Here is a 20,046-nt window from a genome sequence, read left to right as displayed (position 1 = left end):
GAAACTCAATCAGGCAGCTTAATTCTATTTATTAGGTGTCTTAAGTTTGGGAGGGTTACCTGACCACTCAAATTATAAAAACCACCAGAATTCGTTGACGTGTTGAAATGATCGATGGCGAAGCGCACGTTGGTATGGGGCGGGTCGATATAATAGGTGGTCGCATAACTACTGGCTATACCTAACATGCCAAGTCCTAAACTGACTAGAAACTTAGAATAAGAGAATAAATTTTTTGAGCATGACGTCTGACTCATAGTGACATTCCTTTGTGTATAGACAAGATTTAATTCATAGTGGACTGATTTTTACCATTTGGTACCAGCCATTTAGCAAACCAATTCGATAAATCATCCATCAAGGTATATACGACTGGAATAACCACGAGACTGAGAAGCGTCGATGTCACTAGACCGCCCAATACTGCCGCTGCCATAGGCCGACGAAAAGTCGGATCAGCATCACCCCAGCCAAACACCAGTGGTAACATGCCAGCACCCATCGCAATCGTCGTCATGATAATGGGTCGTGCTCGCTTACGACAGGAGTCTACAATCGCCTCAAACCTTGGTAATCCACGATTCTGAGCAATAATGGCATAATCTACCAACAGAATAGAGTTTTTGGTGGCAATACCCATCAGCATAATAAAGCCAATCATCGAAGGCATGGACAAACTACTGCCCGTAATCACCAGACCAACAAACGCTCCACCAATAGATAATGGCAATGCCATCAAAATCGTAAACGGCTGAAGCAAACGACCAAATAGTAAGATCAACACACCTAAAATACAGATAATACCAACCGACATCGCGATGATAAATCCAATAAACAGCTCCGCCATATTTTCAGCTTGACCCTGATCAATAACAGTAATTGATGTGGGCAAATTCTGCATGGCTTGGGTGTTTTTGACCGCTTGTACCAGCTCACCCAATTCCATAGTTCCAGGTTGAACGATAATACCGATAGAACGCTCACGATCTAGGCGTTTTATTTGCGCAGGTCCCGTACCGAAATCCAAACGTGCCACCTCTCCTACGCGCACGCCTTGCCCAATTGTATTCGTACTAGGGACGTACAGCCCTTCTAATTGATTGATGTTTTGTTTGGCAATATCTGGCAAACGCACGACGATAGGAATCTGTCTTGTATCCAAGTTGAGCTTGGACAGGCTTTGCTCATAATCACCCACAGTTGCGATACGTAATGTGGTCGCAATATCTTGCGTGGTTACACCTTTGTCTGCCATAGCCAAACGATCCGGCGTGACGGTCAGTTCTTGGCGCGGCAAACTGCGATCACTAGTGACAGCGCCCACACCCGTTAAGGCACGAATCTCTGACATAATCTGCTGCGCGGTTTGCTCAAGCACTTCTGGGTTAGTACTGGTCAAGGAAAAGTTATAACCCGTCTCACCACCACTTGACAATCCAACGGTAAAGCGCGCACTGGGCACTTCTGATAATATACCACTGATTTTTTGCTCAATCTCTTGCTTAGTACCACGCTCAGCACGTGGCGCTAGTACAATATCTAGACTGGCGATATTTTCCGCACTACCACTACTCGAACTAGAATTGGGACCCATATCCTGTTGCGCATCCCCCACAGCGGTAAAAATATCTGTCACTTCTGGCAACGCTAAAATACGGGCACTGGCCAACGCCGCCACATGTTCGGTGTCTTCTAGCGCAACATCTGGCGTCATCTCAATGGCCACTCGCGTCTGGTCAATATCGTTGTCAGGAATGAAGGCCGTCGGTAATAGCTTGACCAGTCCTAACGAAGCCACAAACAATACCAACGTAGCACCTATCGTGATCCAGCGATGATGGAGTGTCCATGCGACCAGTTTGAGATACCATCCCATCGACTTACTTTGCTTTTCGACTTGCTGTTTTTCTGGTCGTAATATGTACGCTGCCATCATCGGCGTAATCAAACGAGCGACTAGCAATGACGCAAAAATAGCGAGTGCCGCTGTCCAACCAAACTGCCGAAAAAACTGACCAACAACGCCGCCCATAAATGCGGTTGGTAAAAACACAGCAATCAAGGTAAACGTAGTCGCCACGACAGCCAGTCCAATTTCATCAGCGGCCTCCATTGCCGCCTCATAAGGCGTCTTACCCATCCTTAGATGACGAATGATATTCTCAACCTCGACGATAGCATCATCGACCAGCACGCCAATGACCAAAGATAAGGCCAATAAGGAAATAATGTTTAAACTGAAATCAAACAGATACATGGCTAAGAAAGTAGGAACCACTGATAACGGTAGTGCGACCGCAGCCACAATCGTCGCTCGTATATTACGTAGAAATAGAAACACAACGATAACCGCTAAAACACCGCCTTCAATCAGCATTTTAATGGATGCATCGTAATCCTGAGCCACTGGTGTCGCTCGATCATAGACCTTATCAACTTGGATATTGTCCATCGATGCAGTGAGGGTTGCCAGCTCTTTATCAACTTGCTCCATGACCTCAACTTCACTCGCCCCTCGCGACCGAGTGATATTAAATGCGACGACTGTCTCACCATCGAGCGATGCAATAGAGCTAGGGTCAGCGGCACCATCTGTCACTTGAGCCATGCGTCCCAACGCTTGCGTACCGCCCGTTGGCACGGCTATTTGTATATCATTCAATCCGCTAGCGCGCTCAACCGCACCCAAAACTCGAATGGTCTGAGTCGTATTGCCTACTTCTGCTTCACCGCCCGAGCTGTCCTGCTGAATACCAGCCAATTGCTGAGATAACTGCGTAATAGAAAACTGTAAACCGCTTAGCGTAATCGGATCTGCAGCCACTGTAATTTCTCGTTCCAGTCCGCCAATACGACTGACCGTGCTCACCCCTGGAATATCGGATAAGCGCTTTGTGATCGTATCATCAACGAACCATGACAAATCTTCAACGCTCATATTATTAGCAGCGACTGAATACGTCACGACAGGAAATCCTGCCGTCGATACTTTGGTGATAATAGGATCGTTGGCGGCGGCTGGTAAATCTCCTTGCACCTCACCAACTGCAGAGCGCACATCATCCACCGCTTCTTGAATGTCTTTTTCTAATACAAATTCAGATGCAATAGTTGCCACCCCAGTCTGCAACGTGGTGCGAATATGCTTAACGCCTTCGATACTGGTGATTCTGTTCTCGATTTTTTTGGCGATGTCGTTTTCTAATTGCGAAGGGGCAGCACCTGGTAGCGTGACAGTTACGACGACAGCGGGCAGATCAATATCTGGGAACTGCTGCACTTTCATTTGCATGAGACCATAGATACCACCCAATGTGAGCAGTACGAATAGCAAGATGGCAACCAATGGATTTTTGATCGAATAGGCCGAGACATTTAAACTCATGAGCGTGCCTGCTCAGCTGAACCAGTAGCAGATTTTTTGCTAGCAGCATCATTCACAATATTGACCAAATCTCCATCATTCAGGAAACTACCGCCCTGCTTCACCATTTGACCATCATTCGGTAATGGCTCTGTGACCGCAACTCGATCACCCAGACGATCACCCAACGTTACCCGTTGTTGCTTAATTCGGCCCGTACTTTTACCATCTTTAGTATTCACATCAGTTATAAGCATGACATAGTCGTAACCATCGTTGCTGACGATAGCGCTATTTGGCACCGTCTGCGTACTAGCACTACCTAATAAAAACTCGCCCGTTTGATACATGCCAGCCCTTACTTGCGCACTGGTATCTAAGCTAGCATAAATAGTGATTTGACGGTTGTCATCGGCAGTAGGTGCAATACGGCTGACTTCTCCCATGACAGAATTACCGCCTGGTAAGCTCACTCGTACTGGCGTACCAACACTGACTTCGCCTATTAGCTTAGGATCGATATCTGCACGCCATTCTAAAATACCGCCTTTGATAATGGTAAACAGTGGCTCACCACCAGCCACCATACCGACTTCGACCGTCTTTTCACTAATAACACCACTCACTGGTGCAACGACTCTAGCATTCTCTACACTCAGGCGCTGACTACTCAGCCGAGCTTTTGATGATTGTAAAGAAGCTCTAGCACGCAGCTCCGCAGTACGATAGCGATCGGCCTCTTGTTTACTGATGGCATCGATATCTAGCAGTGGCAATATACGTGTGGCATCAGCACTGGCATTGGCCAATGTCGCTTCTGCTTCTGCCACATCTGCTTGTGCTTGTAGAACTTGCTGCTCCATCGCATCCGTATCGAATACTGCCAATACTTGACCCGCTTTGACGAAATCTCCTTCCTCGACCAATATACGTTCGATAGCCACACCCGTTACTTTTGCGCTGACGTTCGCCATGTCTTTGGCATTGATGGTGCCATCAGCACGCAATGTATTACCAACATCATCTTGGCTAGGAACGATAGTTTCTACTGAAAGTACCGCCTGTTCTTCACTAGCTGCGTCACTCTCAGCACTACTTTGCTCACTCGTTGTCGCTGCTGATTCATCTGCGTCAACCTTACTGGTATCCCAATATTTACCGAGCAGAACGCCTATCAATAGGACAACCGCTAAGACTGGCCACAACCATAAGGGTATTTTAGAGGTAGGTTTGCCAGTAATCTCTGTTTGACGATAAGGCGGCAACGGGTTATTCACTAGTAGCTGCTCATCATTGGCTAAATTTGACTTATCATTGTGGTCTGAAAGGTCACTCATAGTCGGTCTCTATTCGTTAGTCTCTATAAACAAACAAGCCCTAACGTCGCAAAAAAATATAAGGGAAACAAGATGATGTAGACCAATCTTATCAAGAATAGTTTTTTAATATTGTAGACTATCTAATCATTGCGTCAATTCAGTTAAGTATCTGAATAGTCAATTGTTGATAATAACTAGGAACTGTTTATGTTTAGTAGATAACCTTTTATACCTCAGCACGGTGCCACATTGAACTGGTGAAGATATAATGAGAGTGCTTGATAGCAATAGAATAGGAAAACTAATAATAGAATACAAAAACCAACGATACAGAGTACGTACAGTTCAGCCTTGTATTTTCGGCATAATTTGTCATTATTGATGACTAAACCATTAATAAAGGAAATAGTCATGGCTAATAAATCAGATGTAAAAAAGTTTAAGAAAGATATTAAAGAAACCAAAATAGCAATTAAGCAAAAAAAGAAAGATCTCAAAGCACTTAAAAAGTCACTAAAGAAAGCAAAAAAAGCCAAATAGTTTTGTTAAAGTAAAAAAAAGAGGAAAGAGGATAGCATTAGCTGTCCTCTTTTTTATTTACTGTTGATATAGTCAAAGGCTCTATTAACATTTTACGCATTGGTATAGCGACTAGCTTCTGGCATCCAACGATGGATGAGCTGGCTGACATCTGCTTTTCGAGCAGGGTCTGATATTAAATGCTTGGCCAAACGCTGCGCAATCGCAAATAGCTGCTCATCACGAATCAGGTCGGCTAAATAATAACCGATATTGCCCGTTTGACGCTTACCCAACAACTCACCTGGCCCACGCAGCTCTAAGTCTTTTTGCGCAATAACGAAACCATCCGTACTATCACGTAATACATTCAAGCGCTCAGTACCAGTCTCCGACAATGGCTTTTGATAGAGCAGTACGCAAAAGCTTTTGGTAGAGCCTCGTCCAACTCGCCCGCGTAATTGGTGCAGCTGCGACAGTCCCAATCGTTCTGCATTTTCGATGACCATTAACGACGCATTAGGCACATCAACACCCACCTCGATAACAGTAGTAGCAATGAGCAAGTCTAACTGTCCTGTTTTAAATTGCTGCATGATGGCTTGCTTATCAGCAGACTTCATTTTGCCATGTACCAGTCCAATACGAATATCCAAGCGCTCATTTAAGTCTTCATAAGTTGCTTCGGCCGCTTGCGCATCCAGCACACTAGACTCTTCTACCAGTGAACAAACCCAATAAGCCTGCCTGCCCGCCTCACAATTAATAGCAATTCTTTCAATCACTTCATCACGGCGATTACGATCAATTGTTACAGTCGTAATGGGCGTACGACCCGGCGGTAATTCATCAATGATAGAGGTATCCATGTCACCATAAACACTCATGGCTAGCGTGCGTGGAATCGGGGTTGCAGTCATAATCAACTGATGCGGTGTGCTATTGGCGACGCCTTTATTGGTCAATGCCATACGCTGCTCAACACCAAAACGATGCTGCTCGTCAATGATGACTAGACCTAACTTGGCAAACGTTACCGTTTCTTGAAACAACGCATGCGTACCAACTACGATTTGTACGGTATTCTCACTCACCGCTTCCAACGCTTCGCGGCGCTGCTTCGCGGTTTGCTTACCCGCGAGCCAGCCCACTCCGATACCCAATGGCTCAAACCACTGTTTAAAATTAACCAAATGCTGCTCTGCTAAAATCTCAGTCGGTGCCATCACCGCCACTTGCCAGCCACTATCAAGTGCATAACCTGCTGCTCCTGCCGCGACTAGCGTCTTACCTGCACCGACATCACCTTGTACCAGTCGCAACATAGGCACAGAGGTTGCCATATCGGCCGTAATATCGCGCATCACCCTTTTTTGAGCACCTGTTAGGTCAAAAGGTAGCGCCCCAAATAACGCGTCAGCTAATGGGCTTTGAGTGTCGCACTTGGGCGCTTTGTGCTGATGTAATTGTTGACGACGATATAGTAGACTGAGCTGATGGGCCGTTAGCTCTTCAATAATCAAACGCTGACAAGCCGCATGGGTGCGCGCACTCAACTGCGTTAATAATTTATATTGCTGACCAGCATCGGTATAAGTGGGCGGCGTATGTAATAACACTAACGCTTCAAATATCGTCAAATTATAAACGTTATTATTGGCCGTGCTAGCAGCGACGGTATTGATATCATTGTTTGTATGATGGTTAGCAGTATAAGCAGCTGCACCGGCTTTATTGACACTACTGATGCTATTTGCGCTATTGCCCGTTGTATTGTCTGGCACACTACGCGCCAAGGTTGAAAATATGTCTTCTGGATGACCCGTTTCTGTTTCCAATAATTTTGAAGGTTCAAAAGGTGCCAATGGTAAGTCTGCCACGACACTGAAATCAGTCGTGGTAAACAGCGTCATCGGCAATCCTTGGCTGCGTACCGTCTGTAACGCCAACTTAATCAATGTACGCAGCTTATTCTGATGCAAGCCTTTGACACTTGGATAAATCGGTTGCAGCCCCGTGTTGGTCGTAGCAGCACTGTCTGTCACAATCTGGTATTCAGGATGATGTATCTGCTTGCCGTATCGACTGACTTTGACCTCACCAAACAATTGCAACTGCGTACCCAAGCTCATCGTTTGTGCGAGACCGCGATACACCTTAAAAAACCGCAATGAAATGGTGCCTGTATCATCATCCACCACAACGGTCATGCCGCTGCGTTTGGTATCAACGTGTACCACGCGCCCAGTGATGAGTACCGATTGCCCATTTTCTGCGTCAGCTATAGAGACCAGTCTGCTACGATCCTCATAATCACGTGGCAGATGCAGCAGCAAATCAAATATTCGTTTGATATTTAATTGTGCCAATTGCTCTGCGACTTTTAGCCCGACACCTGCCAGCGCTGTCACGGGCATATCTAGCGCCGAAGCGGGCAGATCAGACATAATGTGGTCTGAAGAATGAACTGGAGCGTGGCTTACCGATGTTGGCATCAAAGATCCTAGCGAGATTTTTAAATATGTTATATGTTTAACTGTCGTATTATCATTTAGAAAAAGATCAATAAGTCATTTATATCATACCAATCACTAGGGCGTGTTTGATATTCATAAACAGGGCGTGTTGAACATTCAAATATTAGGGCTGCTGATTGCTAAAATTGCACCAAACTAGGCGCAAGCCGACGATAATGTCGAGACCTTAACTAGGCTTGTAACAACGTTTGCAAAAATGTTTGGAAGCATTTTTGCATCAGCCTTGAGAACGGCTCGAGCAAAGCACTGCTTTGCCCGTTTGCAAGGCGAGAGCTGTGCTCGAGTGGAGGGCAGTACTCTTTTTTGTCAATACATGGCGAAATTGTTTCACCTAGAATGACTAGGCATCAAAAATTTCACTGCATATTGTCTGAAAAATAGTCGCTGCCAGCACCACATTTGAATGTTCAACACGCCCTAGTCAGGACTATGATGTTTAAATGTTTAATATACCCAAACACCGTCTTTTCTACAGTATGGCAATTATATAAGGTTTTTTTATGCCGATTACTACTCTTCACTCCGCATATAATCATCGCTTATTACTAACGCGGATGAGTATTCTGTCCCTATTAGGAGTGGCTATCAGTGCTTGCAGCACCTTGACCGCAGCCCCTGTAACGCCAGACATACCTGATATAGAGCCACCGAGTGTGGCATTAGTATTAGGTGGTGGCGGTGCTAAAGGATTTGCCCATGTAGGCGTCATTAAGGCATTAGAAGAGAATGGTATTACACCCACGCTAATCGTTGGCACCAGCGTCGGTAGCTTAGTGGGTAGCCTATATGCTAGCGGCTATACACCTGCTCAGCTTGAGCACTTAGCACTCGCTACCACAGATAATGAGCTGACAGATTTCACCTTGTCCAACCAAGGGTTTATCGAAGGCATCAAGCTCAAAAACTTTATTAACGCCAACGTGAATGGTCAAGCAATAGAAGACTTTCCTATCCGCTTTGCGGCAATTGCTACCGAAAAAAACACGCTAAAAAAAGCAGTGTTTACCACTGGTAATGCTGGACTGGCTGTACAAGCATCTTGTAGCGTGCCCAATATCTTTATCGCCCCGCGTATTCCCGAAAAAATTGGTAAAAAATATATCGATGGCGGTGTCGTCAGTTTAGTGCCTGTCGATAGTGCGCATGATTTGGGTGCCGATATTATCATCGCCGTAGATGTGACTGAGAGTAATAATAACGCAACTACCTCTGCACCTAATAGCATGCCGAATATCCGCTCATTAAGCAGCTTTTGGGGATTTCTAGAAAACAATATCATGGCACAATCAAGTACCAATCGTAACGCATCAAACTACCATGAACGAGATCGTGCAGATATTATCATTACGCCAGACGTTGGTCATATCAGCTCAATAGATACCAGCCAACGCAGCACACTTATCACTGCTGGATCAAAAGCCACTACGCCACAAATTAACGCAATTAAGCAGTTAATCAAAGAAAAATCTCAAAGCAAATATGCAACTCTTTAGCTTATAAAAACGCTTTAACTTATTAGGGCGTGTTGAACATTCAAATGTGGTGCTGGCAGCAACTATTTTTCAGACAATATGCAGTGAAATTTTTGATGCCTAGTCATTCTAGGTGAAACAATTTCGCCATATATTGGCAAAAAATAATACTGCCCCAAAGGGCTGATGCTAAAATCACCCCAAACGTCGTTACAAGCCTAGTTAAAGTCTCGACATTATCGTCGGCTTGCGCCTAGTTTGGTGCAATTTTAGCAATCAGCAGCCCTAATATTTGAATGTTCAACACGCCCTAATAGGCTGCGTATGTAAAGCTTTTAGAATTCAAGCACCCATAAAAAAGCACCACAGTCATCAACTGTGGTGCTCTCTATCATGAATCAAATCTTGAATAATTTACGATTCAGTTAGGGCGTGTTGAATGAGTTTATTTAACGCGAGCGCGATATTTAACCGCGACTGTATCGTTCAGACCAACACCTTCCAGATCCCAACGAACCGCTTTATAGTACTTTAAATCTACATCTTGCAGCTGGTTGTTTACTCTAGTACGTAATGGCATACGAGAAAAACTATTACCATCGACGCTACCATATGGAAACTCTGGCGAGACCGTCTTCATCAATTCCACTTGCTCAGGAATACTCATGGTGACCGTCATTTTACGTACTCGATCAGCATTGGTATTGGTAAAGTATCCTTGATACTCTAAGACATTACCTGACTGCAAACGTGTACTTTCATTAACAGGAACCAATACTTCTTGACCATTTGCATCAGTGCTAACCAATGATGCAGTGATTTTGCTGTTAACAGCTTGTGCGCTTGAATTGCTAGCTTGATTAGCGGTTGCTTGTACAGTGGCCGATCCATCCACTGCTTGCTCTGGTGTAGGCAACATCGCCGACGCTTGAGTTACTACCATTGCACCGATCAGCGTACCGGCGACTACCTGAAACAAGCGATGGCCGCTCCAAGTGCTGAATGGACTAGCAAATTGATTGTTTTTTTTCATGGTTCTCATTATCCCTGGTTAATATATCGGTAGAACATATCTGGAAAATTTAAGGCACTTTCACTAGAGTCTGTAGGCATGACCACTTAACTATAGTCAATAATAAACTATCTAGCCTGCTACGATAACCATATCGAACCTAGCGGTTGTATAAGGTTGATAATTTTTATTGATTATCTGCGTTCGCTATCCGTAAAGCAATAGCGTTTAGCATAGCAAAAAGTATTTGTACGCACACTAACCCCGTGTTGAGGTTGTGTATAGCCAATCTACTACAGACATTCGTTAATACAACTGAAATAAAAGATAGCTCATAACGGCATTTTTTGCTATGGTAAATCTTTAGCGATAAGCATTCTTTTGCTACGCCTTTTTCTTATTCTAACGACTACTGCTCCCATTATGACTACTAGCGCCATGCCCCAAATTAACCCTGAATATGTTCAGTGGTTCCGCAACTCTGCTCCATATATCAATACCCATCGTGGTAAAACTTTTGTGATTATGTTTGGCGGTGAAGCGGTCGATCACGTAAACTTTAGCACGCTTATTCATGACTTTGCCTTACTACATAGCTTAGGAATCAAGCTAGTGCTGGTGCATGGAGCACGACCGCAAATCGAAAAAAACTTAAAAGACATGGATATCGCGTCTCCACTACATCAAGACATTCGCATTACGCCAAGAGTAGCGATGCCTGCTATTTTGCAAGCAGTAGGTGCTATCCGCTTACAGCTTGAGGCTCAGCTATCAATGGGGCTTGCCAACTCACCGATGTACGGCTCTCGCATTGATGCCATCTCAGGAAATTTTGTCACAGCGCGTCCTTACGGTATCCGTGATGGTGTCGACTATCAGATGACAGGTGAAGTGCGCTCTATCGATGTTGAAGCCATTAAAAACAACCTGCTACACGATCATATCGTCATTTTAGGCTCTATGGGTTATTCAGCGACTGGCGAAGTTTTTAATCTACTGGCCGAAGATGTCGCGCTAAATACAGCGGTAGCTTTAGGTGCTGATAAATTAATATTCTTAGGTGAAGAAGCAGGCATCAATGATGATGACCGCCTATTGCGTGAAATGATTCCAAACGAAGTTGATCGCTTTTTACGTGATCGCGATTTAAACTGCGAAATCAATTATTTCTTAAATTGTGCGAGTTTGGCTTGCCGCCAAGGTGTCCATCGCACACATATCATCTCCTATGCCAAAAATGGTGCCTTATTAGAAGAACTATTCACTCGTGACGGCTCAGGCACCCTTATCAGCCATGATCCTTACGAAGAAATTCGCCGTGCCAATATTGATGACGTAGTAGGACTGATCGAGCTGTTATCTCCGCTAGAAGAGCAAGGTATTTTGGTCAGCCGCTCACGCGAACGTTTGGAACAAGACATTGAGCATTATAGTGTCATTAAGCGTGATGGTATGATTTTGGGCTGTGCAGCCCTTTATCAATTAGACAGTGATTCTGCAGAAGTTGCCTGTGTTGCCGTACACCCTGAATATCGGAACGGTAGCCGCGGTGCTGATTTGCTCGCATTTTTGGAGCAACAAGCCCGCAGCCATGGTCTACACAAGCTATTTGTATTGACCACTCGCACAGCACATTGGTTTGTTGAACAAGGCTTTGCCGAAGTTGAAGCATCTGCATTGCCCGAGTCTCGTCAAGAGCAGTATCATAACGGCCGAAATTCTAAAGTTTTCCAAAAAAACTTATAACAACAATGGTGATGGATGTTATTAAATAACATCCGAAAGCCCCAAACGCTAGCCATAAAAAAGCCCTCTTACTTTAGAGGGCTTTTCTTATTCAATATGATACTTAATCAGTATCAATACTTATTATTTTACTGACAACAACTCAACCGTAAATACTAACGTGCTGTTAGGCTCGATTCCTGCATTACCTGCTTCGCCATAAGCGATATCTGACGGGATGTAAAACTCATATTTACCGCCTTCTTTCATCAACTGTAGACCTTCTGTCCAGCCAGCGATGACTTGATTTAATGGGAATTCAATTGGCTCACCGCGCTCATAAGAGCTATCAAATACAGTACCATCGATCAACTTACCTTCGTAGTTTACTTCAACCACGTCAGTTGCTTTTGGTGATTTACCAGTACCTTCTGTTACTACCTTGTACTGCAGGCCAGAAGCCGTTTCTTTGACGCCTTCTTTTTTAGCATTTTCTGCTAAAAAAGCTGCACCTTTGGTTTTATTCTCTTCAGCTTTTGCTTCCATATCTTTGACAAATTTTTCTTCTTGCTCTTTTTGATACGTCGTCAATACTTCTTGCATTTGCTCTTGAGTCAATGCTGAGTCGTTACCTTCATAACCATCACGAAAGCCTTTTTCGAAAGTATCAAGATTTAGGTCACTGACAGCCTCTTTATTACCTTCAGCCATCATAAAACCTAAGCTATAGCCCACTTTTTCATCTGCTGAGCTTTGCTCAGTAATTGAAACGCTTTGAGCTGCAGTCTCTTGACTGCCATTATTTGTGCTACAGCCTGTTACTAACAACATAGCGCTAGCAAGTGCACCAACACTTAACGTAGTGATTTTTTTCATAAAATACTCTCAAATTGTAAAAATAGTGGCGAGATGTCACATTTTTCTATAATAGCAAAACTTAGTTTTAGTAACCATGTTTAGAATAAAATTATCGGGTGAATGTATAATCTATGTTAATATTCATTCACATAATAACAAGTTATCACACAAATATAGTAACAAGTTAAGCATTGTGTCTTTAAATCTACTGGTTCATCAGCTATGCTAAATTAGCTAAGATGATAAGCAATCAAGTATCTGCTTTATCAAAAAACATCTAGGTACCAGTAATAAAGCCATAAATATAAAGCAAACAGGTACTTTTTGATAAGGCTATTTACGCGAAAACCATAACATCATCGCATAGCTTACTTTGAAGAACACTATTTACTATAACCATCTATATATTGGCTCCGCTTAATAATAACGGTACTCATAGTATCGTTTGGCAGCTGTTATATGATGATTAAAGGAGGATAACATGAATCCAATGTACACATCTTTTAACGGCTATCTGGGTGGCCCTATCGGCTCCATTATCGGTGCTATTTTAATTTTTATTATTGGTTGGCTAGTTGCACTTGGCATCGCGGCTTTGGTACGCAACGTGCTCTCTAAAGTCAATCTTAACCAACGTATGAATTCTTCAACGGGTAAGGCTTATGACCTAGAAGGTATTTTCTCCAAGGTTGTATTCTGGTTTATCTTTATAATCGCTATTTCAGGAGCGCTAAATCAACTAAACTTAAACTCCATTTCAACTCCATTTGCAAATATGGTAAATCAAGTCTTAGCATTTATTCCTAATTTGATTGGCGCTATTGCTGTTGGTCTTATTGGTTGGGTCGTGGCTACCGTTGCACGTACAGGTATCAATACTGTACTGTCTAAAACCTCAATGGATGAACGTTTAAGTGCTCAAGCTGGCGTTAAACCAATGAGCAGTACAATTGCTGACATAGTTTATTGGTTCATCTTACTAGTCGTTTTGACCATGGTGCTTGGTAAACTACAGCTTGATGGTTTATTTGCACCACTAACTAATATGGTTGATAAAATTTTCAGCTTTATACCTAATATTTTGATTGCAGCAGTTGTCTTTGTTGTTGGCTACATTATCGCTAAAGTAGTACGTGGTATCGTAACCAATCTAGTTGCTACTTTTGATATACAAGCAATTGCTTCAAAAGCAGGTTTAAGCGAAAAAAATAGCCTACCCAACATTGCTGGTTCATTAGCATTTTTAGTAATTATTATTCCAACGATTATTGCCGCATTAAATGCGCTAAAAATCGAAGTAATTGCTCGTCCTGCGACGAACATGCTGAACAAAATCATGGAAGCATTGCCAAACATCTTTATGGCAGCAGCTATCTTAATAGTGACTTTCTACGTCATTCGTATGGTCGCCAACATTATCAAAGGCCTAATCGAAAACACTGCAATCAACCAATTGCCTGCTAAAGTTGGTCTAGAAGAAGCCATGGGCGACAAACAAGTTTCTGACTTGGTTGGTTGGGCAATTATTTTCTTTGCTATGTTATTTGCCTCTATCGCAGCGGCCGATCTATTAGGTTTCGAACCTATCTCAGCCCTCATCACGATGTTTATCGCTTTTGGTGCCAACATTATCTTGGGCGCAGTTATTCTATTCATCGGCTTTTGGCTTGCCAATATTATTGCTAGTGTTGTTGAACGCTCTGAACAAGGTTCACAGTTCTTAGCAAACATCGTACGTGTACTGATCATGGGTCTAGTACTTGCCATGGGTCTAAAAGCGATGGGCATTGCTGACTCTATTGTTAACCTAGCATTTGGTCTAACATTAGGTGCTGTAGCTGTGGCCTTTGCTCTATCGTTTGGTCTTGGTGGTCAAGAAGCAGCAGCTCGTTTCTTGCGCAAAATGCAAGACAAAATGGATGAAGAACAAACTGAAGCAAAAGCGAAGTCTACACTTGAGCCTAGCGCATCAACTGAAGATAAAGTTGCTGAAGCAGTTCGTGACAACACACCAACCGCTACAAGCACACCAACTAATGACGTGCATACAGATGTAGTTGATACCACTTCTGTCAATACTGACGATATCAGCAATGATGGTAACGTGTTACTACCTGGTAGCGACGACAAATAAATAGCCTATTATTCTTAAGCCTTACATAAAAAAAGACAGCCTAGGCTGTCTTTTTTTATGGTGACTATGAAGTTGGACACAGTTACAAGTGTTTATTATTGAGAGAGTAGATTCTAAGGTATTGGATTTCTAATCATAAGTACCATGAGATACAGTCGCTTTCATGGTGATGAGTTGTTATGATGATATCCAAGTCATATCGCTTATGTGCAGACTCATAGACAGTGCATCATGCACAATGACGTTTGTAGTATAAAGCCCTAAAATTTATTTAACGACAATCATATAATAACAAGGATTGAACAATATGAAGCGCTTTAAAGAAAAGACCGTCATCATAACTGGAGCTGATTCAGATATTGGTCGTGCAACCGCACTTAGGTTCGCGCAGGAAGGGGCTAATTGTATTATTGTTGGCATTAGTTCCGATATCCTAGAGTATATCTATGAAGACCTTCCACAAGACCACACTTGGATTAATACAGGCAATCATCTTACTGTAACCAGTGATGTGAATGACCCAAGTCAGACAGCAAGATTGATAGAGCATGTACTCGATAAATACGAGCATATTGATGTGATGGTCAATATAGATACTGAAATTGGCATTCATCAGGCAGCTATTCCAGAGCTAATAAAAACCCAAGGTAATATTGTTAACGTCTCAACGCTGACTGATATCCCAGTAGATTGGGATATTGATACTTATAAAGCTGAACAGCGTAACTTGACTGATATTACAAAAAAATTGGCGTTAAAAAATATTCCAAATAACGTACGTATTAACGCAGTAGCAGCAGGCTTAGTCGCGACAGGTGACAGCTCTAATCCTTTTGTTGCACTCTCCCCATTAGGAAAAACCGCCACACCTTTTGATGTGACCGCCGCCGTTATGTTTTTGGCCAGTGAAGATGCGGCCGTTATCACTGGTATGAACCTACCTGTCGATGGCGGGGTTAGCACATTCAATAGCTAATAAGCTTTTGGATAGCACCAATACGTATCACTATCAATAAAAGAAGCCCCCTAACATCACCATGTTAGGGGGCTTCTTTTATTGATGTAGGAACAGCGCATTTAAATGGCTTATTTGGCTGAGTTATTGATGTCTTGTAGCGGCTGTGATAACCGTTCAGGATGTCTGGGTATGACTCCCTGATACTGCGCATAAATTTTTGGCAGATCGGCTTCAATATCACCAGTAGGATGAACCAGTGACATAAAGCGTATTTCTTTAGTATTGTAGTCCATGGCCACAGGTAAAATCGGTACGCCAGCACCGACTGCCAAATAATAAAACCCTGTTTTCCACTTCTCAGTGTAGTCACGGGTGCCTTCTGGTGACAACCCCAAAAATAAAGGCTCACCTGTCTTAAACTTGTCTATGCTTGACTGTAATACTGATCCTTTGTTGTCACGGTCAATAGGAACAATGCCCATCCAATGCATCAGCTGTGCCAGCACGGGTATTTTAAACAAGGTATGCTTGCCCATAATACTAATTTTTAAATCTAGGGCGAATAAGCTAGGTATCGCATATATTCCATCAACATTTGACGTATGGGGCAAGGCTAAAACAACCGCTTGTGGAATATCTGGAATCTCACCAACTGTACGCCAACCTGATGCTTTTAACATCGCTGAGGCAACAATTGGCGCAATCCTATTGCCACGTCTCGGGATTAAGCTACCCAGCTGTTTTTTGCTGAGCTTTGGTAAAATTTTAGAGCGTTCAGTCTCAGAAACTTTCTTTGCGCGATTAAAAAACTTTGATGTCATGACGGCACCATATAATAAAAGATACTGACATAATACCATTAAGCTTGTGCTACTTAACTGAATTTTGCAGGCTTTTATTGCGTTATTACTTACTCAAACATAAATACATGAAGTATATATATCCGTTACTCTGCACCTACCCTTCCGTATATTCTTATGGAATATCTGCTAAATTCCCTTTACTCTCAAGCCAAGACTTGCGGTCAGAGGCACGCTTTTTGGCTAAAAGCATGTCCATGATACTGTTAGTAAGTAACATATCATCCATGTCGAGCTGTACTAAGCGGCGCGTGTCACGGTTCATTGTTGTTTCACGTAATTGCTCTGCGCTCATTTCACCCAAGCCTTTAAAGCGAGTGATTTGTGCCTTTTTATTACCCGGTACATTGGCCAAAATATGCTCAAGTTCAGGCTCATCTAAAGCGTAATGCACCTCTTTACCGACATCCACACGGTATAACGGTGGCATCGCTACAAATAAATGGCCAGCATCAACTAGCGCAGGAAAGTGCTTCACAAACAAAGCACAGATCAGCGTTGCGATATGCAAACCATCCGAGTCAGCATCCGCTAAGATACATATTTTGTCATAACGTAGCTCAGACAAATCATCGGAAGCAGGATCCACCCCGATAGCAATAGCAATATCATGAATCTCTTGGCTCGACAGCACAGTATCTGATGACACTTCCCACGTATTTAGAATCTTACCACGTAGAGGTAATATCGCTTGATAATGACGATCGCGCGCTTGCTTAGCACTACCTCCTGCAGAATCCCCTTCAACTAAGAATAACTCTGCGCCATCACGCAAATCACCACGGCAGTCTGCTAGCTTACCCGGCAGTGCAGGGCCTTGCGTGATTTTTTTACGGGCGACTTTTTTGGCAGATTTAAGACGACGTCCAGCTTTATTAATGGCCAGCTCAGCAATCTGCGTGCCCATGTCTGCGTTTTGATTTAACCATAGGCTAAACGCATCTTTTGCCAGTGTTTGCACGGCACCAGCAGCCTCTCGGCTAGACAGACGCTCTTTGGTTTGTCCAGAAAACTGCGGCTCAGAGAATTTAAGAGAAAGGATATAATTCACCCCATCCCAGACATCTTCTGCAGTTAGCTTCACACTACGCGGTAGCAGATTGTGAATATCACAAAACTCACGTAATGCCTCTAAGATACCCGTGCGCAGGCCATTGACGTGTGTACCACCTTGAGCAGTAGGAATAAGATTGACATAACTCTCTTGAATGGGCGTCCCACCATCAGGCAGCCAAGACAATGCAAAAGTAATACCCGCCCGTTCGCCCGCTTTTGTATCATGATTATAATAAAACGGTGCTTCAGGCAAGGTCTCAAGACCGTCGAGTTGCTCGTTTAAATACTCAACAACCCCATCGGCAAACTGCCAAACCACCTTTTCATTATTAATCTCATCGACAAATTCAATTGTCAATCCAGCAGACAACACAGCTTTGGCCTTGAGATTATGTTTGAGCTGCTTAACATTAAATTTAGGGGTATCAAAAAAGCTACCATCCGCCCAAAAATGCACTTTAGTGCCGCGCTTACGCTTGTTCGAGCTCACCGATTCAGTCAATGGCGTCACTGGTGCACCATTCTCAAACGCCATATCAAACTGTGTACTATCACGCCATACGGTGACTTCAACACGCGTCGATAGCGCATTAACGACAGAAATACCTACGCCGTGCAGACCACCCGAAACCTCATAATTAGAAGTCGAAAATTTACCACCCGCATGCAAACGCGTCAAAATCAGCTCAATGCCTGATTGATTAAATTCAGGATGGATATCCGTGGGCATACCGCGACCATCATCTTCGACAGACAACGACCCATCACTATATAGCTGAACTTTGATCGTCTTCGCATAACCCACCAATGCTTCATCAACTGAGTTATCGATAACTTCCTGTGCCAAATGGTTGGGGCGCGTGGTATCGGTATACATACCTGGACGACGACGTACTGGCTCCAGCCCCTCTAGGACTTCTAACGACTGCGCATTATATTGACTCACAAATGCATCCTTAACTGTTCATGTGCGTTTAATTCTATTGAACCATTATAACGAAAAATAGCGACATTAACGTCAATACTCAGTCGCTTACGTCATATAATGTCGTCTATTTAATTCTGTAGCAAACGCTGTAGCGTCTCGATGACCATAGGCAGCTGTTCGTTAAAATCACTAAATCTATGATCGCCGCCTTCTTGCAGAGTGACCCTTACATCAGACCCTCTATAAAAATCTCTTGATAAATAAGGGTTCAGCAGCTCATCTCCTTCTTTGATCAAGACAGCCATTTTATCAGGGTGATTAATTGTTTCTAAAGGATGCGCGGCAAACCATTGCAAATCTGCGTGAGTAATATCCCAGCCACCTGCTGTAGTATGCAGAATGTCGTTGTTTAACGCGTCACCTTCGTTATCAGTATTTGCTAACAATTCATTAGCAAAACGCTGCAACGTAATATGTGGCTGCGTACTGGGGTTTAATAATAAAGCCGCACAGCCTGTATGATTACTTACCAGCGTAGAAAAATAACCGCCTAACGAGCTACCTACTAGAACCGTCCTAGCATCTCTATTTAATTCGGCCACCAATTTGACCAGCTGCTCAAAAACTTGCTCAGGAGCGCTGTTAAGATCAGGGCGATATACGCTGATATCAGAATAATACTGACGACAATAGTTTTCTAATAATCTGCCTTTAGTAGAGTTCGCATCGCTATCCAGTCCATGAATATAAATAATGTTCACGTATAATCTCGCTTATTAATTTTGTTATGATTGCTTTATATAGATACTAAACGCTCAGCATAGCATCCACTTCATAAAAACAGTAATAATAAAATGGCACACTATTATTCAGTAATTACTGCAAAATAATGTTTTACAATAAGGCTAGACAAAAAATTAGGCAAATCAAAGGAATGACGATAATAATAATGGAGCCGCCATGAACCAACAGTTTGAGCTGTTTGAGATTGCCAATCCATGCATTGGTCTTTGCCAAAGCAATAAAAAAGGCTATTGCTTTGGTTGCTTGCGCAGTCGTCCTGAGCGTCAGCTATGGCATAACATGACGACAGAACAGCGCCGTGAAGTGCTACGGCTAGTTTCTGGACGCAGGCACCGTATCGAACAGATGAAACAGCGTAAAGGTGAGCAATTGGGGTTTGATTTTGAGGAAGTTGTTGAAGTTGGGAAGTTGTTTTAGAGTATTTGAGATTAGTAAATATAGTGAAGCATAAATTGTAATATAGTCATCAACTAAAAATTGATTTAAAGCTTCACTTTAAA

The 20,046-nt window shown here is 43.1% G+C and carries 14 protein-coding genes; 6 read left to right on the top strand and 8 right to left on the bottom strand.

The features are described 5' to 3' along the window. Nucleotides 1-286: 286 nt before the first annotated feature. Together ACT3QP_RS11410 and ACT3QP_RS11405 are read right to left on the bottom strand one after the other, a co-directional pair. Nucleotides 287-3,385, bottom strand: coding sequence for an efflux RND transporter permease subunit (locus ACT3QP_RS11410; RefSeq protein WP_444525568.1), 3,099 nt, complete (start codon nucleotides 3,383-3,385; stop codon nucleotides 287-289). Continuing rightward, on the bottom strand, nucleotides 3,382-4,701 hold the full coding sequence (locus tag ACT3QP_RS11405; protein WP_444525567.1) for an efflux RND transporter periplasmic adaptor subunit: 1,320 nt from the start codon (nucleotides 4,699-4,701) through the stop codon (nucleotides 3,382-3,384). The genes ACT3QP_RS11410 and ACT3QP_RS11405 overlap by 4 nt, the downstream gene beginning before the upstream one ends. Before the next feature lie 393 nt (nucleotides 4,702-5,094). On the opposite strand from ACT3QP_RS11405, the gene ACT3QP_RS11400 reads away from it, so the two are divergent. Next, nucleotides 5,095-5,223, top strand: a complete 129-nt coding sequence (locus tag ACT3QP_RS11400; RefSeq protein ID WP_444525566.1) for a hypothetical protein — start codon at nucleotides 5,095-5,097, stop codon at nucleotides 5,221-5,223. Between the two features lie 92 nt (nucleotides 5,224-5,315). Here the strand turns inward: ACT3QP_RS11400 and recG are convergent, their stop codons facing one another. After that, on the bottom strand, nucleotides 5,316-7,697 hold the full coding sequence (recG, locus tag ACT3QP_RS11395; RefSeq protein ID WP_444525565.1) for an ATP-dependent DNA helicase RecG: 2,382 nt from the start codon (nucleotides 7,695-7,697) through the stop codon (nucleotides 5,316-5,318). A gap of 542 nt (nucleotides 7,698-8,239) precedes the next feature. Between recG and ACT3QP_RS11390 the strand changes: the two genes are divergently transcribed. Then, nucleotides 8,240-9,232 carry a patatin-like phospholipase family protein gene (locus tag ACT3QP_RS11390; protein ID WP_444525564.1) on the top strand — a complete coding sequence of 331 codons (993 nt, stop codon included), beginning with the start codon at nucleotides 8,240-8,242 and terminating at the stop codon, nucleotides 9,230-9,232. A gap of 424 nt (nucleotides 9,233-9,656) precedes the next feature. Here the strand turns inward: ACT3QP_RS11390 and ACT3QP_RS11385 are convergent, their stop codons facing one another. Next, nucleotides 9,657-10,244 (bottom strand): hypothetical protein, encoded by a 588-nt coding sequence (locus ACT3QP_RS11385; RefSeq protein ID WP_444525563.1) that lies wholly within the window; start codon nucleotides 10,242-10,244, stop codon nucleotides 9,657-9,659. A gap of 402 nt (nucleotides 10,245-10,646) precedes the next feature. Between ACT3QP_RS11385 and argA the strand changes: the two genes are divergently transcribed. Then, a complete protein-coding gene (argA, locus tag ACT3QP_RS11380) occupies nucleotides 10,647-11,969 on the top strand; it encodes an amino-acid N-acetyltransferase (RefSeq protein WP_444525562.1) in 1,323 nt (440 codons plus the stop codon). Nucleotides 11,970-12,092: 123 nt separating this feature from the next. Here the strand turns inward: argA and ACT3QP_RS11375 are convergent, their stop codons facing one another. Beyond that, a complete protein-coding gene (locus ACT3QP_RS11375; RefSeq protein ID WP_192520055.1) occupies nucleotides 12,093-12,824 on the bottom strand; it encodes an FKBP-type peptidyl-prolyl cis-trans isomerase in 732 nt (243 codons plus the stop codon). 463 nt (nucleotides 12,825-13,287) lie between these two features. Here ACT3QP_RS11375 and ACT3QP_RS11370 point away from each other — a divergent pair, with 463 nt between their 5' ends. After that, complete coding sequence (locus ACT3QP_RS11370) at nucleotides 13,288-14,940, top strand: mechanosensitive ion channel (RefSeq protein ID WP_192992383.1); 1,653 nt, start codon at nucleotides 13,288-13,290, stop codon at nucleotides 14,938-14,940. A gap of 307 nt (nucleotides 14,941-15,247) precedes the next feature. Then, nucleotides 15,248-15,916, top strand: a complete 669-nt coding sequence (locus ACT3QP_RS11365) for an SDR family NAD(P)-dependent oxidoreductase (RefSeq protein WP_444525561.1) — start codon at nucleotides 15,248-15,250, stop codon at nucleotides 15,914-15,916. A 110-nt stretch (nucleotides 15,917-16,026) separates the two neighbouring features. On the opposite strand, the gene ACT3QP_RS11360 is transcribed toward ACT3QP_RS11365, so the two are convergent. From ACT3QP_RS11360 to ACT3QP_RS11350, 3 genes are all read right to left on the bottom strand, one after another. Then, nucleotides 16,027-16,719, bottom strand: coding sequence for a lysophospholipid acyltransferase family protein (locus ACT3QP_RS11360; RefSeq protein WP_444525560.1), 693 nt, complete (start codon nucleotides 16,717-16,719; stop codon nucleotides 16,027-16,029). 154 nt (nucleotides 16,720-16,873) lie between these two features. Next, on the bottom strand, nucleotides 16,874-18,760 hold the full coding sequence (gene parE / locus ACT3QP_RS11355; RefSeq protein ID WP_444525559.1) for a DNA topoisomerase IV subunit B: 1,887 nt from the start codon (nucleotides 18,758-18,760) through the stop codon (nucleotides 16,874-16,876). 110 nt (nucleotides 18,761-18,870) lie between these two features. Continuing rightward, complete coding sequence (locus ACT3QP_RS11350; RefSeq protein ID WP_444525558.1) at nucleotides 18,871-19,503, bottom strand: YqiA/YcfP family alpha/beta fold hydrolase; 633 nt, start codon at nucleotides 19,501-19,503, stop codon at nucleotides 18,871-18,873. A gap of 199 nt (nucleotides 19,504-19,702) precedes the next feature. On the opposite strand from ACT3QP_RS11350, the gene ACT3QP_RS11345 reads away from it, so the two are divergent. After that, complete coding sequence (locus tag ACT3QP_RS11345) at nucleotides 19,703-19,963, top strand: DUF1289 domain-containing protein (RefSeq protein WP_444525557.1); 261 nt, start codon at nucleotides 19,703-19,705, stop codon at nucleotides 19,961-19,963. The last annotated feature ends 83 nt before the right edge of the window (nucleotides 19,964-20,046 follow it).

This window comes from Psychrobacter sp. AOP7-B1-24 (genome assembly GCF_052376215.1).
In the GTDB taxonomy this organism is placed as follows: Bacteria; Pseudomonadota; Gammaproteobacteria; order Pseudomonadales; family Moraxellaceae; genus Psychrobacter.
The sequence above is the reverse complement of the archived record's forward strand: the minus strand, read 5'-3'. Positions and strand labels throughout refer to the sequence as shown.